Here is a 15,016-nt window from a genome sequence, read left to right on the forward strand (position 1 = left end):
TACCTCACACCGTCAACCACGCTCTGCCTAAAAAAGAACATCAATAACATAAATGTCAAGAGTTTCAATATTCTAAATTCTGTAAAAACGTGCTGTTATTCCCGGCGCCATCGCTCAAACTCTTTTAATACATCGGGACTCAACTTGCCACCGAGTGTGTTACGCGTGGTCCTCGCCTGATCTTCTTCCAGTCGTTTTTTTAAATCTTTTTCGTTCTGCTCAACTTCAATTAGCAACTCCCTCGCAGATACACGTAGCGCTCCCTGTCCAAATATAACATGTTGCTCTACCATATCGCTCGTAGCCACATAGATTTGGCGTCTTCGCATGCTTAGTTCCCGAACGAGTCTCTCAATGCATTCGTCTGCCGTCTCTTTTTCCTTTGTAAAATAGATCTGCACTTTGCTCTGAGTAAAGGATTTACCGAGTCCAGGCACGAGGTAGGCGTCAAACACAACAATGACTCGCCGGCCGGAGAAAGCCTGGTAGTCTGCTAGACGAAAGAGAAGCCTGTTACGTGCCTCTTCGAGCCCACTTTCCGCCAGTTTGGTTAATTCCGGCCAGTCGCCAATCATGTTGTACCCGTCTACAAGAAGCACATCACGGGAATCAGCCATACCTTCTATTCCTGCGCTTGACGCGAACGGAGCACTTCATACATGACAACCCCGGCTGCCACGGAAGCATTCAGGGAATTAATCTGACCTTGCATTGGTAATTTGATCAGCACATCGCATTTCTCACGAATAAGTCGTCCCATTCCCTTGTTCTCATTTCCGATTACCAATGCCACAGGGCCAGTAAAGACTCCATTACCAAAGACACCTTCATGAGCCGTGACATCTGTCCCTACAACCCATACACCTTCCTCTTTGAGGCGATCAATGGTCTGTCCAAGATTACTTACCCGAGCCACTGGCACGTACTCCACAGCGCCTGCTGATGTTTTGGATACTGTCACGGTTACCGCTGCCGAGCGACGTTTGGGTACAATGACGCCATGCGCACCCGTGCAATCTGCTGTCCGCAAAATTGACCCCAGGTTATGAGGATCTTCAATCTCATCCAGCAGAATCAGGAAAGGATGCTCATTCTTCGCTTTTGCTGCGGCAAGAATGTCTTCTACCTCCACATAAGCGTAAGGTGCCGCTTGAGCAACTACACCCTGATGCTGAATGCCTGGTACCGTTTGATCCAGCTTACGCTTGTCCACGTGTTGAATGACAATACCTAGCTTTTTAGCTTCCGAGATAATAGGTTGAGTCAGATGTTTCTGTGCTGTATCGGCAATCCATATTTTATTAATGGTCCGGCCTGAACGCAGCGCCTCCGTCACGGAGTGTTTACCGGCGATCCATTCTTCTTCCATCGTTGTTCGATCCTCTCTGTAATGCGTTGTTTTGTTGAAATTTCTATTTTTGTGTCGGTGATTGTTGCTCCGCGTGCTCAATGCCAAGCCCGATCAGTTCAATCATGCGGTCGTGATGACCACTGCTGTAGAGGTAACCAATGAGACATTCAAAAGCCGTGGCATGTCTGTATTCCAACACATCTGCATTTTTAGGTACACTACCCGACTTGGCATTCCGCCCTTGCCGGACGATATCACGTTCTTCCTCTGTCAGTTCAGCCTCAATCGTTGTAAGTATGCGGCTCTGTGCCTTCGCTGATACCAACCCGGTTGCACTACGGTGCAAATGATTGGGACGCATGTTGGCCTTCGACAACAGATATTGACGAACAGCTACCTCATATACCGCATCACCAATATAGGCCAGTGCAATAGGTGGAATCAACCTCGCAGGTCTGGAAGGAGGATATGGGAACCATCCTCCGTCTGTGACCTGCTCCTGTTGTTTTGGTGTATTTGGATGTCCTTCGCTCATTTGCGCCGCCATCTCATGCCCTGCGCCGTATCTTCAAGCAGAATGCCACGTGCAGACAATTCATCACGAATTTCATCCGCTCTTGCCCAGTTTTTCGACTTACGCGCTTCTACACGCTCTTCAATCAGACGTTCCACTTCCTCATCCAGAAGTTCCGGCTCTGCGTCAGTATAGATGCGCAGCACAGCATTCAATTCACTGAACAACTCGAGGAGCGCGCGAATGTCTGCCGCATTAACTACTTCTTGCTGCAACAGTTGGTTGGCTTCCCCTGCCCACTCAAACATCGCAGTAATTGCATCAGGAGTATTGAAATCATCCTGCATCTTCTCGTGATACTGCTGACGAATTTGGTCGAGTCTTGCCGCAAACTCTGCTGTGATATCCTGATCAACAGTTACTGCATTCAGACGATGGTTCAAGTTACCTACCGCATTCGCAATCCGGTCCACACTGTTCTGTGCCTGCTCCATCGTATCATCCGTGAAGTTCAATGGGTTACGATAGTGGGTAGACAACATGAAATAACGAATCGCTTCGCGTTTATATTGATTCCGCAAGTCTTTAACCAAAACACCATTACCGAGTGATTTTGACATCTTCTCGTTATCAATCCGGATGAATCCATTATGCATCCAGTAGTTCGCAAGTGGTTTACCTGTTAATACTTCGGATTGGGCGCATTCGCACTCATGGTGCGGGAACTGCAAATCCTGTCCACCCCCGTGAATGTCCAGTGTATCCCCAAGGTACTCCCTAGCCATGGCGGAGCACTCAATATGCCAGCCTGGTCGACCATCGCCCCAAGGACTGGACCAATAGATCTCACCTGGTTTGGCAGCCTTCCAGAGCACAAAATCTTCGGGATGCTCTTTGCGCTCATCCACACCCACACGGATTCCAAATTGCAGCTCCTGCAGGTTTTGTTTTGAAAGTTTGCCATATTCGCTGAATTTGTCTGTGCGATAATAGACGTCACCGCCATTTTCATACGCAAAGCCTTTTTCAACGAGCTCACGGATAAAATCAATGATCAGCGGCATGTTTTCCGTTACTCTCGGATTGCTGCTTGCCTTGGGAATACCCAGTCCCTCAAGGTCTTCATAATAGGCTGCAATAAATTTCTCAGCCACGTGAGGAACATCTGTTCCAAGTTGTTCTGCTTTGCGAATCAACTTATCGTCCACATCCGTGAAGTTCACCACATAGTTCACATCATGCCCTGTCTGTTCCAGGTATCCGCGAACTGTGTCGAAAAAGATAACCGGGCGTGCATTCCCGATATGAATGTAGTCATATACCGTTGGTCCGCAAACATACATTTTCACTTTCCCTGGCTCTTGGGGAACAAATTCCTCTTTGGTACGACTCATCGTATTATAAATCTGAAGCGTCATGGTCACTTATCCTTTCATCCTATACTGCCTTATTTTATTGTATCACGTATCACGCACAGTCTCATTTTCACGGGCATTCTGTAGTGTACGTACTTCTTTCTGCAATCGTTCAAGTTCTTTTTGCATACTGCGCAAGGAATCAACGACCGGATCGGGCAATTGCTGACTGAGGCGATCTACCCGTCGGCCATCCTGTTTAACAATTCTGCCCGGTATACCTACCACGGTGCTATTGGAAGGGACCTCCTTAAGCACAACGGAGTTTGCCCCAATGTTGCTTTGATCCCCCACGCTAAATGAACCCAGCACTTTGGCTCCGGATGAGATAACCACATTATTGCCAATGGTCGGATGTCTCTTTCCTTTTTCTTTCCCTGTTCCGCCGAGTGTAACCCCCTGATAGATAACAACATCATCGCCAATCTCACATGTTTCCCCAATAACGACGCCCATTCCATGGTCAATAAACAACCGATTTCCGATCGTAGCTCCAGGATGTATCTCAATTCCTGTCATGAATCGACTTACCTGTGAAATGAACCTGGCGAACGAGAACCATCTTCGTTTGTATAAAAAATGTGCAATCCGGTGTGCCCATATCGCGTGCAGCCCTGAGTAGGTAAATACCACTTCAAACCATCCCCGGGCTGCCGGATCGTTCTCAAACACCGCCTGGATATCTGATCTGATCTTCTTGAACATGCTCGTTCCCCTCTTGTTCAGGTTCCCGTCCTCCGGCTTACCGGACGGCGCGTTCCTTGGTAGTGTACTGCACACTCGCCTAAACAAAAAACGCCCCTGCAGCATTTAGCTGCAGAGGCGTTTATCGCGGTCCCACTCTGCTCGGTCCATTCTTAAATAGAATGAGCCCTCAAGCGGTTTGGTAACGGAAACCAATCGTCACAACCTATCCTAACGTTTTCCCATGTCATGATCGACAAAGGCGGGGCTGGATTCGGCTATGCAGCTCACGGGTGCATTTCGACTGATGGACAGTGGATGGCTCACAGCCACCGCAACCAAAGAAATCTTTCTTTGCCACGGGACCATCCTCTCTGAATCTGTCCGGGTCAGTCTACTTCTCCCAATCTTTGCTGTTCTATTAGATAAATCATATCAATTATTCGTTGTGTTGTTATTATAGCGAAAAGGCCTCAGACTGACAACAGCCTCCTACGTAATCTATACTTCATAGACTGCGTTCAGATTCCAAATAAATGGAATGTCCTCAACTAAGATTATTTTACTTGTGCAAGCAAACGTTCGATCACCGTATCCCGACCCAGAAGTACGATCGTTTGGTTCAGATCCCGTCCATGTGTCTGTCCAGTCAAGGCTACACGAATTGGCATAAAGAGCTGTTTGCCCTTAAAGCCGGTTTCTTTCTGTACTTCCTTGATCAATGCAGCCATTTTGCTCGGAGTAAACTCTTCGCTTGCCTGTACTTTATCCGCAAATGCCTTCAGTACGGTTGGCACCTGCTCCTCCGCAAGCACTGCTTCTCCTTCACTTTCAAGCTCCAGATTGGAACGGAAGAATACTTCCGACAATTCGACAATATCAGAGGCAGAATTCATTTGCTCCTGGTACAGGTGTACCAGAGTATAAGCCCATTCTTTTTGTTCAGCAGACAGCTCGGAAGAAATACGTCCAGCCTTTTGCAGATGCGGAATGGCCATTTCGGCAATCCGTTCCGGGTCAGCATGTTTGATATAGTGGTTGTTCAAGTGAGCCAGCTTGTGGGTATCAAATACCGCAGGGCTCTTGGACAGGCGTTTCGTATCAAAAATGGAGATCAGCTGCTCTTGCGAGAAGATCTCTTCTTCCCCTTCCGGCGACCAGCCAAGCAGGGAAATGAAGTTAAACATCGCTTCAGGCAAATAGCCGAGCTGATCATACTGCTCAATAAACTGAATAACGGATTCATCCCGTTTACTCAGCTTCTTGTGATTTTCATTCACGATCAGCGTCATATGGCCGAATTGCGGCGGCTCCCAGCCAAGCGCTTCATAGATCATCAGTTGACGCGGCGTGTTCGAGATGTGATCTTCCCCACGCAGGACGTGGGAGATCTTCATCAAGTGATCATCCACAGCAACGGCATAGTTGTATGTGGGAATGCCGTCTTTTTTCACAATGACGAAGTCACCGGATTCCTTGCTGTTGAACGAGATTGTGCCTTTAACCATATCATCAAACGTATATGTGCGCTCTTCCGGCACACGGAAACGAATACTCGCTACACGGCCTTCCGCTTCAAACGCACTAATTTGCTCTGGAGTCAGGTCACGGTGTTTGCCAGAATAACGCGGTGTTTCTCCACGTGCTGACTGTTCCTCGCGCTCTTGCTCCAATTCTTCTTCCGTGCAGAAGCAACGGTAAGCCAGACCTTTATCCAGCAATTCCTGCGTATATTTACGATAGAGGTCCAGACGTTCCGTTTGACGGTATGGTCCGTATTCTCCGCCCACGTCAATACTTTCGTCCCACTCAATTCCGAGCCATTTCAGGTATTTCAGTTGGCTTTCTTCACCACCGGCAATATTCCGTTTCACGTCCGTATCTTCAATACGAATAATGAATTTACCGTTATTATGTTTGGCATATAAATAGTTAAACAGCGCCGTACGGGCATTCCCGATATGCAGGTGTCCCGTTGGGCTCGGCGCGTAACGCACACGAATATCCGTGCTCATATGATCCCCTCCGTCACTAATTTATTGATGATATCACACACGTACAAGGCAAACAACGGACTGAGCGGCAATGCCCTCTCCCCGTCCAGGGAATCCCAGTTGCTCTGTTGTGGTTGCTTTCACGTTCACCTGTGTTACATCCGCTTCCAGTGCCTTGGCAATAACCTCAGCCATCTGTGGGATGTAAGGAGCCATCTTCGGCTTTTGGGCAATAATCGTTGAGTCAATATTCCCCAACTTATAACCGCGATCCTTCACAAGCTGCCATACATGCTCCAGCAATTTCAGGCTGTCGGCATCTTTGAATTCCGGATCGGTATCCGGGAAATGCTTGCCAATATCCCCGAGTGCCAGCGCACCCAAAATAGCATCACTAATCGCGTGCAACAGCACGTCTGCGTCCGAGTGACCCAGCAGTCCTTTTTCATAAGGAATCGTTACTCCGCCAATAATACACGGGCGTCCCTCTACCAGCTGATGTACATCAAATCCCTGTCCTACACGTATCATCGCTTCTTCTCTCCCCCCAGCAAAAACGCAGCATATTGCAAATCTTCCGGCGTTGTTAATTTGATATTGGTATAATTGCCTTCCACAACCTTGACCGACATTCCCTGACGTTCAGCCAGCATGGCATCATCTGTCCCCAGAAATCCGTCCTGCTCGGCTGATTCGTAGGCGGAGAGCAGGGAAGAAAGACGAAAAGCCTGCGGGGTTTGAATGCTCCACAGACTGCTGCGGTCTGGCGTCGCCGTAACGACTCCTTCCGCATTCACTTGTTTGATCGTATCCTTCACGGGAACCGCAAGTACAGCTGCTCCACCACCGGCTATGGCGGCCGCCATGCATCCCTTGATCTGCTCATGGTTTACAAAAGGACGTACCCCGTCGTGAACGAGAACCCAATCCGTCCCAAGTGCCTCAAGGCCTTTATGGACAGAATGTTGTCTCTCTTTCCCTCCCGGGATAACACGGACACGTGAATCCAGTTGGTATTCTTTTACCCAATCCTGGCAACGTTCAACATCTACGGTTCCTGTGACCAGCACCATCTCGCGGATCTCGTCCAGCGCAGCAAATACCTCAAGCGTATGTATGAAAACGGGCTTGTCCTGCAGCAACAGAAACTGTTTGCTCTCGGTCGTCCCCATCCGGGTTCCGCGACCTGCTGCCACAATGACAACGCCCCACCCTTTATCCATGCTGCAATCCCTGCCTTGTCTGTCAGTTTATCGTCCAAAGATATACAATATCATTCAACGATACACTACCCATCATACCGCTTTATTGGGCTTTTTCCAACAGTTTCGGCTTGGCAAAAATCATTCGTCCTGCTGAAGTCTGCAACACACTGGTCACCAGCACTTCCATCATCATGCCGATATACTCGCGTCCGCCTTCCACAACGATCATTGTGCCATCATCCAGATAAGCTACACCTTGACCATGCTCCTTGCCATCCTTGATGATCTGCACCATGATCTCCTCACCTGGCAGAACAACCGGCTTAACCGCATTGGCGAGATCATTAATGTTCAACACAGATACACCCTGGAGTTCGCACACTTTGTTCAGGTTAAAGTCATTGGTGACCACTTTTCCCTGAAGCACTTTTGCCAGTTTAACCAGTTTGCTGTCCACCTCGGAGATTTCCTCGAAATCCCCCTCGTAGATCAGGACTTTTACATCAAGTTCCTTCTGGATTTTGTTCAAAATGTCCAGTCCACGCCGTCCTCTGTTCCGCTTGAGCAGATCCGATGAATCAGCAATATGCTGTAACTCCTCCAGAACAAATTCCGGAATTACGATCGTGCCTTCAATAAATCCGGTTTTGCATATATCAGCGATACGCCCATCGATAATAACACTGGTATCCAGAATTTTATGTTCTTCCATCCGTCTGTCCTCGTCCACCTCGGGATGACCCCATCGTCCAGACATCCAGAAGGCCCCCAGATCGTCTTTCTTCGCCATGGCAAGGGTATAACCGGAATAAGCACTAATCACCGTCAGCGCCACTTGCAGCACTTCTCCTGCCGTCCCCATCCATCCCACAACAGGGTAAAGTAACAAGGCCACGAGCAATCCTGCAACTGTACCTGCGGCACCTGCAGCCAATTCGTTCATAGGTACTTTTGCCAATGAGTCAATTCCACTATGCAACCTGTCTGCCATCAATGTTCCACCAATATTACATACAGCCATAAACATTACAGCTCCCAGCAGCGTTGATATACCAGCTCCCAGTAATCCTGCTGACTGAATCCACTCCGCCATCCATGGGACCGATTTTCCTGCCAGATGATATGCCGTGTAGCCGAACCATGCACCGCACAATCCTGTAAAAGTTAAAATGCCTTTTTTCCACATTAGTCCCTGCACCTCCTTCAATGTATCTTGATCTTTATATCCAGTATGATCCAATTCCTGAATTGCTAATCCCATCTGGAAGAACTTTTTGGAAATGTTGCAATCGTCAGTTGAAAGTAGGTAAATTATTGGCATATAATGAATTCAATTCATATCCCGAGGTGAGTGGCAAAATGAGTACGCTAAGTTTACAGGCTTTCCAGGATCAAGTTTCTGAACTGTTGTTGCGTCATCGCAGCCTGATTGATGTACTGTCCAAAACGGGACAAGCCGGAGCGTCTGTTAACCGTGCCGTGTCCAAAGCCATTACCGAATGCGGCTGCATTGAGCTGCACGCCACCAAGCAGAAATATGCCCCGGAGAGCGATATCGCTCAAACCAAGGGCCTGCTGGAAACGCATGTGGAAGGTGAGTTGTGTGAGAACTGCAGAGAGGTCATCAGCTCTGAGCTAGGGCGGAACCTGTTCTACATGTCGGCTCTCTGCAATCTGCTGGACATTAACATGGAAGAGGTCGTAAATCACGAATCACAGAAGTGTTCAACGTTAGGGATGTTTAATCTGTCGTAAGAAGATATGTATGTCGTTCGCAAGGGTTTCTTTTACCGTAAATAGATCTGAATAAACAAAAAGCACGCATTCTCCAGTTCAGGAGAGTACGTGCTTTCTTTATATAGTGTCTGTCCCCGAGGCGACTTAACGATCGGAAGGACGGGAAGATTTCTCATCCTTGCGCTTTTTCGCCCGACTACGTGAGGCCGCTGTTCGCACATTATGCTTCATTCCATACAGGGCGTATAACACCAACGGAATAAAGATCAATTTGGATAACTGCTCCGGGAAAATAACGGCTACGGCTATGGCAAATAACACAACCCATGGTGCAATCCAGATTGCCTTTCGTGGCAAACCGACCTTTTTGAAATTGGGATATTTAAGCGAACTCACCATCAGATACGATAACAGCAATGTAGCAATCATCATGCTAACCGGGCCAATATCCTTATTGAACAAGGACAGTGTGGCCAGTACCCCGCCGGCTGCCGGTATCGGCAGACCTGTGAAGTATCCAGGAATACCCGGACGAACGTTAAACCGTGCAAGACGAATGGCTCCACAGATCGGAAAAGCCGCTGTTGCAATCCAGGCGAGGATCGGCATCGACTCTTGAAACGACACCATAAATATGATCAGAGCTGGTGCTGCACCAAAGGAAACCATGTCAGACAAGGAATCAAGTTCCTTACCGAATTCACTTTGGGCATTAAGTGCACGTGCCACTCGGCCATCCAGACCATCAAGCAGCATCGCTACAATGACCATAATGGCAGCCAAACTGTAATTTCCATCAATCGCAAGCAAAATTGCCATCATTCCAAGAAACAGATTACCCAGGGTAAAGAGATTCGGAATGAATCTGGTTAGCATCGTTGTTTCACCTCATCCATTTCAAGCCTTTATATAGGCAAACCCTTACATCTGTCTGTCGATAAACATTTGCTCCTGCAAACGTTTGAGGCCTTCCTTAATGGTCCGGGCACGAACTTCACCAATACCATCCACTTCGTCCAGTTCTTCAATTGTAGCCATAATAACATGAGGCAATTGTTCGAATTGATCCACCAGGTTATGGATAATGACATTGGGCAGGCGGGGGATCTTATTTAATACCCGGTATCCGCGAGGTGCAACCGAATCCTCTGAAGTGGCCGCCGATGAAGGATAACCGAGCAGACGGACAATATGATGTGCATCCAACAACTCATCGTCCGACAATCTTTTCAGTCCCACAATAATTTCACGGATTTTGTCATCACTGTCGTCACGGGCATAGTCTTTATACAATAACCAGGCTTCTTCTTCCGTTGTACCCACGAGCTCTTCCATTTGCATGGAGATGAGTCGTCCCTCATTCCCGAGTTCATGAATATATCGTTTGATCTCCGTTTTGATCCGCATCACCATTTCGGTACGCTGAATCACATTAACCACTTCAGGAATCGTCACCAGTTCCTCAAATTCAGAGGCACTCAGATTCGTAAGAGACTGTGTTAATACCGCTTTGTATTTCTCCAGGGTTTGAATCGCTTGATTCGCTTTGGTCAAAATAACCCCAATTTCCTTGAGGGAATAACGAAGTGTTCCCTGATACAAGGTAATGATATTCCGACGCTGTGATATGGATACGACCAATTTACCCGTTTGCTTTGCTACACGCTCTGCCGTCCGGTGACGAATCCCCGTCTCTGATGAAGAGATAGATGAATCCGGGATTAACTGGGTATTGGCGTAAAGAATACGCTTCAAATCTTCGCTAAGAATAATGGCACCATCCATCTTGGCGAGTTCGTACAGGTAGTTTGGGGAGAAATCACAGTTAATCGAGAATCCCCCGTCCACCACTTCCATGACTTCAGGGCTGTATCCTACAACAAGCAGTGCGCCCGTCTTGGCGCGCAGCACATTTTCCAGACCTTCGCGGAAAGGTGTACCTGGTGCGATCAGCCTTAACAACTCATTCATATTATCCAGTTGGCTCATATCTTTCATCTTGTTATGCCCCCTAATCTAAAGCAACCGCTAGTGCATCTGCCACGGTATTCACACCGATCAGTTGTATCCCGCGAGGATGTTTCCAGCCCTTTAAGCTTTTTTCCGGTAAAATGACTCGTTTGAAGCCCAACTTTGCGGCTTCCTTCACTCGTTGTTCGGCCCGTGATACGGCTCGAACTTCACCTGTCAGACCGATCTCGCCAAAGATGACGTCGTCCGGCTTGGTCGGTACATCTCTCAAACTGGATGCAATGCTGACGGCAACCGCCAAATCTACAGCGGGCTCATCCAATCGTACTCCACCAGCCACGTTCAGATACGCATCCTGGGTCTGTAAGAACATACCCATCCGTTTCTCCAGCACTGCGATGATCAGATTTAATCGATGCAGATCTACCCCTGTTGCCATACGGCGGGGAGAAGGGAAATGGGTGGTTGAGATCAACGCCTGCAATTCCACGAGCAGAGGGCGTGTACCCTCCATACTGGCAACTACCGTTGAACCTGCTACACCCAGTGGACGTTCTGACAAAAAGAGTTCGGACGGATTGCCCACCTCACGAAGTCCATCCTCACCCATTTCAAAAATACCAATCTCATTGGTGGAACCAAAACGGTTCTTCACCGCACGCAGCAGGCGATACGTATGATGCCGTTCTCCTTCAAAATAAAGCACGCAATCCACCATATGTTCTAACATACGTGGACCGGCAATGGCACCTTCTTTGGTAACATGCCCCACAAGAACCGTTGCAATGCCTCTGCCTTTAGCAATCCGCATGAACCTTGACGTACATTCCCTTACCTGTGCTACACTACCCGGCGCACTGGTAACTTCGGGAAGATATACCGTCTGAATGGAGTCGATGACCAGAAAATGCGGCTGGATCTGATCCACCGCTTCCTCTACGCGTTCCATATTGGTTTCACACAATACATACAACTCGGCAGAGAGTGCCCCGAGGCGGTCTGCCCGCAATTTAGTCTGCTTGACTGATTCCTCACCGGAAACATATAACACACGCAAACCCGAATGCGTCAAAGCATGGGACGTCTGCAACATCAACGTTGATTTACCGATACCCGGATCTCCGCCCACCAGAACGAGTGAACCCGGAACAATTCCGCCACCCAATACCCGGTTCAACTCTCCGATTCCAGTCTGTACACGCGGTTCCTGACCGCTATCTATATCTATGATAGGAAGCGGTTTATCTTTACTGTCAAACAGAGGAGAATTTCTCCCTTGTGTTTTGACCACCGTCTCTGTTTCTTCCACCATTGAATTCCATGACTGACAACCCGGACACTTACCGTACCACTTGGGGGCTTCATAGCCGCATTCCGTACATTGAAACTTGGTTTTAACTTTGGCCACTTCAGCACTCCTATAATTTAGTTTTATAACAGCATTTTGCATTATTCGACGAATTTCACCCAAACTCCCTGACGTGCAGGGTTACTAAAAGTTTACCATTGTTTGAGATTTTTCGTAAAGGATTATCGCAAACTTTACACATGTTCCTGACATAATCATGTCCGTCTTCTGTCCAAAGTGCAAAAAATCCTCCCCGGCCGAAGCCGAGAAGGATTTGATTATGGAATAAGGATTAATACAAGCTGAAGCTCACTCCAAAGCTTGATGTATATTATTTGGTTTCGATTTCCTCATTGGACGGAACGACCACGTCTTTTTTCGTAACAGACAGTGCACCGTTCTCTTCGTCGATGAGCAATGAATCCCCTTTGGTTACGTTACCTGTGAGCAACTCTTCGGACAATTTGTCCTCAATATGCTTTTGGATCGCCCGACGAAGCGGACGCGCACCGTAAGCTGGATCAAAGCCTGACTTCGCAAGGAAAGACTTGGCATTATCAGTGAGTTCGAAATCGACCTCATGTTCGAGCAGTCGTTTACGAAGTTCTTCACTCATAAGCGTAACAATTTCAGCGATGTGTTTTTCTTCGAGTGAGTGGAACACGATAATTTCATCAATCCGGTTAAGGAACTCTGGACGGAAGCTTTTCTTCAGCTCATCCATCACTTTCCCCTTCATGTTGTCATAATCCGCTCCTGCATCTACAACTGCAGTGAAGCCCAGTGTAGAGTTACGTTTGATCGCTTCGGCACCCACGTTGGATGTTAGAATGATCAGCGTATTGCGGAAGTCAACGACGCGACCTTTGGAATCCGTCAGTCGACCATCCTCAAGCACTTGTAACAAGATATTGAATACTTCTGGATGTGCTTTCTCGATTTCATCGAGCAGGACTACGGAATATGGTTTGCGACGAACTTTCTCTGTCAGCTGGCCACCTTCTTCGTACCCAACATATCCTGGAGGCGCTCCGACAAGTCGGGAAGTCGAGTGCTTCTCACCATACTCGGACATATCAATCCGGATTACTGCATTTTCATCGCCGAACATCGCTTCAGCCAGAGCACGAGCAAGTTCTGTTTTACCTACCCCTGTAGGACCGAGGAAAATGAATGAACCCATCGGACGTTTCGGATCTTTAAGTCCTGCACGAGCACGACGAACCGCACGGCTGACAGACTTCACTGCCTCATCCTGACCGATGACACGTTCATGTAGAATAGACTCCAGATTCATCAGACGCTGTGTCTCTTCTTCTTTCAGTTGGTTCACAGGGATTCCTGTCCAGCTGGCTACCACTTGTGCGATATCCTCAGGAGTAACCTCGGAATCGGTGCGACCTTGTTTCTCTTTCCACTGGTTCTTCGTTACATCCAGCTCTTCACGAATTTTTTGTTCCGTATCACGCAGAGCTGCTGCTTTTTCGAACTCCTGACTTTGAACTGCAGCGTCTTTTTCCTTACGGATATCTTCCAGACGGCTTTCCAGTTGTTTCAGGTTTGGTGGGATCGTGTAAGAGTTCAATCTTACTTTGGAACCCGCTTCATCAATCAGATCAATCGCTTTGTCTGGCAAGAAACGGTCTGTAATGTAACGGTCAGACAGTTTAACCGCCTGCACAATTGCTTCGTCCGTAATTTTCACACGGTGATGCGCCTCATAACGGTCACGCAAGCCATGTAAGATTTGAATCGCTTCTTCCGGAGAAGGCTGATCTACAGTAATCGGTTGGAATCGACGCTCAAGCGCTGCATCCTTCTCGATGTATTTACGATATTCATCCAGTGTTGTCGCACCGATACATTGCAATTCTCCACGAGCCAGAGCCGGTTTCAAAATGTTAGAAGCATCGATGGCACCTTCAGCTCCGCCTGCGCCAATCAAGGTATGCAATTCGTCGATAAACAGGACAATGTTACCTGCTTGGCGAATCTCATCCATGATTTTTTTCAGACGATCTTCGAACTCACCACGATATTTGGTTCCAGCGACTACAGAACCCATATCTAGGGTCATTACACGTTTGTCGCGCAATGTTTCCGGAATCTCATTTGCAATGATTTTTTGTGCAAGGCCTTCAGCAATCGCTGTTTTACCTACACCTGGCTCACCGATCAATACCGGGTTGTTCTTGGTACGACGGCTGAGCACCTGGATGACACGTTCAATTTCTTTACTACGCCCAATGACTGGGTCCAGGTTGTTCTCTCTCGCATAAGCCGTGAGGTCACGTGCCAGACTGTCTAGCGTTGGTGTGCTTACATTGGCAGGTGTGCCATTATGGCTGGATACAGCTTCACTGCTGCCAAGCAATTGCAGCACTTGTTGACGTGCTTTGTTCAGGCTAATTCCCAGGTTATTGAGCACACGTGCTGCAACACCCTCGCCTTCACGAATCAATCCGAGCAGGATATGCTCTGTGCCTACATAGGTATGGCCCAATTTTCGAGCTTCATCCATAGATAGTTCAATTACTTTTTTCGCACGTGGCGTATATGCAATGTTGGTAGGTTGCTCTTGGCCACGGCCAATCAGCGTTTCTACTTCATCCTGAATTTTTTCCAATCCGAGTCCCAGGCCGATCAGTGCTTTGGCTGCGATACCTTCGCCTTCACGAATGAGGCCGAGCAAAATATGCTCAGTACCGATGTTATTATGACCGAGACGGACAGCTTCTTCCTGCGCGAGTGCGAGCACCTTTTGGGCCCGTTCCGTAAATCTTCCAAACATCATATC

The 15,016-nt window shown here is 48.0% G+C and carries 14 protein-coding genes; 1 reads left to right on the plus strand and 13 read right to left on the minus strand.

Annotated elements, in window-relative coordinates:
- Positions 1–95: 95 nt before the first annotated feature.
- The 9 genes from MHB85_RS27660 to MHB85_RS27700 form a co-directional block, all read right to left on the minus strand.
- Positions 96–617 (minus strand): NYN domain-containing protein, encoded by a 522-nt coding sequence (locus MHB85_RS27660; protein ID WP_091020528.1) that lies wholly within the window; start codon positions 615–617, stop codon positions 96–98.
- Between the two features lie 5 nt (positions 618–622).
- Positions 623–1,369 carry a 23S rRNA (guanosine(2251)-2'-O)-methyltransferase RlmB gene (gene rlmB, locus MHB85_RS27665; RefSeq protein ID WP_017692057.1) on the minus strand — a complete coding sequence of 249 codons (747 nt, stop codon included), beginning with the start codon at positions 1,367–1,369 and terminating at the stop codon, positions 623–625.
- 43 nt (positions 1,370–1,412) lie between these two features.
- On the minus strand, positions 1,413–1,886 hold the full coding sequence (locus MHB85_RS27670; RefSeq protein WP_105602470.1) for a Mini-ribonuclease 3: 474 nt from the start codon (positions 1,884–1,886) through the stop codon (positions 1,413–1,415).
- Positions 1,883–3,283, minus strand: a complete 1,401-nt coding sequence (cysS, locus tag MHB85_RS27675) for a cysteine--tRNA ligase (RefSeq protein WP_341074003.1) — start codon at positions 3,281–3,283, stop codon at positions 1,883–1,885. Before cysS ends, MHB85_RS27670 begins: the two co-directional genes overlap by 4 nt.
- 42 nt (positions 3,284–3,325) lie before the next feature.
- A complete protein-coding gene (gene cysE / locus MHB85_RS27680) occupies positions 3,326–3,985 on the minus strand; it encodes a serine O-acetyltransferase (RefSeq protein WP_091020522.1) in 660 nt (219 codons plus the stop codon).
- A gap of 536 nt (positions 3,986–4,521) precedes the next feature.
- On the minus strand, positions 4,522–5,979 hold the full coding sequence (gene gltX, locus MHB85_RS27685) for a glutamate--tRNA ligase (RefSeq protein ID WP_036607153.1): 1,458 nt from the start codon (positions 5,977–5,979) through the stop codon (positions 4,522–4,524).
- Between the two features lie 33 nt (positions 5,980–6,012).
- Complete coding sequence (gene ispF, locus MHB85_RS27690) at positions 6,013–6,489, minus strand: 2-C-methyl-D-erythritol 2,4-cyclodiphosphate synthase (RefSeq protein ID WP_017692052.1); 477 nt, start codon at positions 6,487–6,489, stop codon at positions 6,013–6,015.
- The gene (gene ispD / locus MHB85_RS27695) at positions 6,486–7,181 is read right to left on the minus strand and encodes a 2-C-methyl-D-erythritol 4-phosphate cytidylyltransferase (protein WP_105602474.1); all 696 of its coding nucleotides are present in this window, start codon (positions 7,179–7,181) and stop codon (positions 6,486–6,488) included. The genes ispF and ispD overlap by 4 nt, the downstream gene beginning before the upstream one ends.
- Positions 7,182–7,263: 82 nt before the next feature.
- Positions 7,264–8,349: a PIN/TRAM domain-containing protein gene (locus MHB85_RS27700; RefSeq protein WP_047841132.1), complete on the minus strand. Its 1,086-nt coding sequence runs from the start codon at positions 8,347–8,349 to the stop codon at positions 7,264–7,266.
- 173 nt (positions 8,350–8,522) lie between these two features.
- Here MHB85_RS27700 and MHB85_RS27705 point away from each other — a divergent pair, with 173 nt between their 5' ends.
- Positions 8,523–8,918 carry a hypothetical protein gene (locus tag MHB85_RS27705; protein WP_017692049.1) on the plus strand — a complete coding sequence of 132 codons (396 nt, stop codon included), beginning with the start codon at positions 8,523–8,525 and terminating at the stop codon, positions 8,916–8,918.
- Positions 8,919–9,044: 126 nt separating this feature from the next.
- On the opposite strand, the gene pssA is transcribed toward MHB85_RS27705, so the two are convergent.
- The 4 genes from pssA to MHB85_RS27725 all read right to left on the minus strand — a co-directional run bounded on the left by pssA (position 9,045) and on the right by MHB85_RS27725 (position 15,013).
- Entirely contained in the window at positions 9,045–9,776 is a 732-nt protein-coding gene (gene pssA, locus MHB85_RS27710) for a CDP-diacylglycerol--serine O-phosphatidyltransferase (protein ID WP_091020519.1), read from the minus strand.
- A 45-nt stretch (positions 9,777–9,821) separates the two neighbouring features.
- Positions 9,822–10,898, minus strand: a complete 1,077-nt coding sequence (gene disA / locus MHB85_RS27715; RefSeq protein ID WP_091020517.1) for a DNA integrity scanning diadenylate cyclase DisA — start codon at positions 10,896–10,898, stop codon at positions 9,822–9,824.
- Positions 10,899–10,911: 13 nt separating this feature from the next.
- Positions 10,912–12,279 carry a DNA repair protein RadA gene (gene radA / locus MHB85_RS27720; protein WP_036671578.1) on the minus strand — a complete coding sequence of 456 codons (1,368 nt, stop codon included), beginning with the start codon at positions 12,277–12,279 and terminating at the stop codon, positions 10,912–10,914.
- A 271-nt stretch (positions 12,280–12,550) separates the two neighbouring features.
- On the minus strand, positions 12,551–15,013 hold the full coding sequence (locus MHB85_RS27725) for an ATP-dependent Clp protease ATP-binding subunit (RefSeq protein ID WP_036607223.1): 2,463 nt from the start codon (positions 15,011–15,013) through the stop codon (positions 12,551–12,553).
- Between the last annotated feature and the right edge of the window lie 3 nt (positions 15,014–15,016).

The organism is Paenibacillus sp. FSL K6-4396, assembly GCF_038002525.1.
GTDB lineage: Bacteria > Bacillota > Bacilli > Paenibacillales > Paenibacillaceae > Paenibacillus > Paenibacillus amylolyticus_B.

What these genes read in the sequence shown, in the direction of transcription:
- gltX (WP_036607153.1), bottom strand. Translation starts at nt 5,979, where the DNA reads ATGAGCACGGATATTCGTGTGCGTTACGCGCCGAGCCCAACGGGACAC.
- ispF (WP_017692052.1), bottom strand. Translation starts at nt 6,489, where the DNA reads ATGATACGTGTAGGACAGGGATTTGATGTACATCAGCTGGTAGAGGGA.
- disA (WP_091020517.1), bottom strand. Translation starts at nt 10,898, where the DNA reads ATGAAAGATATGAGCCAACTGGATAATATGAATGAGTTGTTAAGGCTG.
- cysS (WP_341074003.1), bottom strand. Translation starts at nt 3,283, where the DNA reads ATGACGCTTCAGATTTATAATACGATGAGTCGTACCAAAGAGGAATTT.
- cysE (WP_091020522.1), bottom strand. Translation starts at nt 3,985, where the DNA reads ATGTTCAAGAAGATCAGATCAGATATCCAGGCGGTGTTTGAGAACGAT.
- MHB85_RS27725 (WP_036607223.1), bottom strand. Translation starts at nt 15,013, where the DNA reads ATGATGTTTGGAAGATTTACGGAACGGGCCCAAAAGGTGCTCGCACTC.
- MHB85_RS27705 (WP_017692049.1), top strand. Translation starts at nt 8,523, where the DNA reads ATGAGTACGCTAAGTTTACAGGCTTTCCAGGATCAAGTTTCTGAACTG.
- MHB85_RS27660 (WP_091020528.1), bottom strand. Translation starts at nt 617, where the DNA reads ATGGCTGATTCCCGTGATGTGCTTCTTGTAGACGGGTACAACATGATT.
- rlmB (WP_017692057.1), bottom strand. Translation starts at nt 1,369, where the DNA reads ATGGAAGAAGAATGGATCGCCGGTAAACACTCCGTGACGGAGGCGCTG.
- MHB85_RS27700 (WP_047841132.1), bottom strand. Translation starts at nt 8,349, where the DNA reads ATGTGGAAAAAAGGCATTTTAACTTTTACAGGATTGTGCGGTGCATGG.
- pssA (WP_091020519.1), bottom strand. Translation starts at nt 9,776, where the DNA reads ATGCTAACCAGATTCATTCCGAATCTCTTTACCCTGGGTAATCTGTTT.
- ispD (WP_105602474.1), bottom strand. Translation starts at nt 7,181, where the DNA reads ATGGATAAAGGGTGGGGCGTTGTCATTGTGGCAGCAGGTCGCGGAACC.
- MHB85_RS27670 (WP_105602470.1), bottom strand. Translation starts at nt 1,886, where the DNA reads ATGAGCGAAGGACATCCAAATACACCAAAACAACAGGAGCAGGTCACA.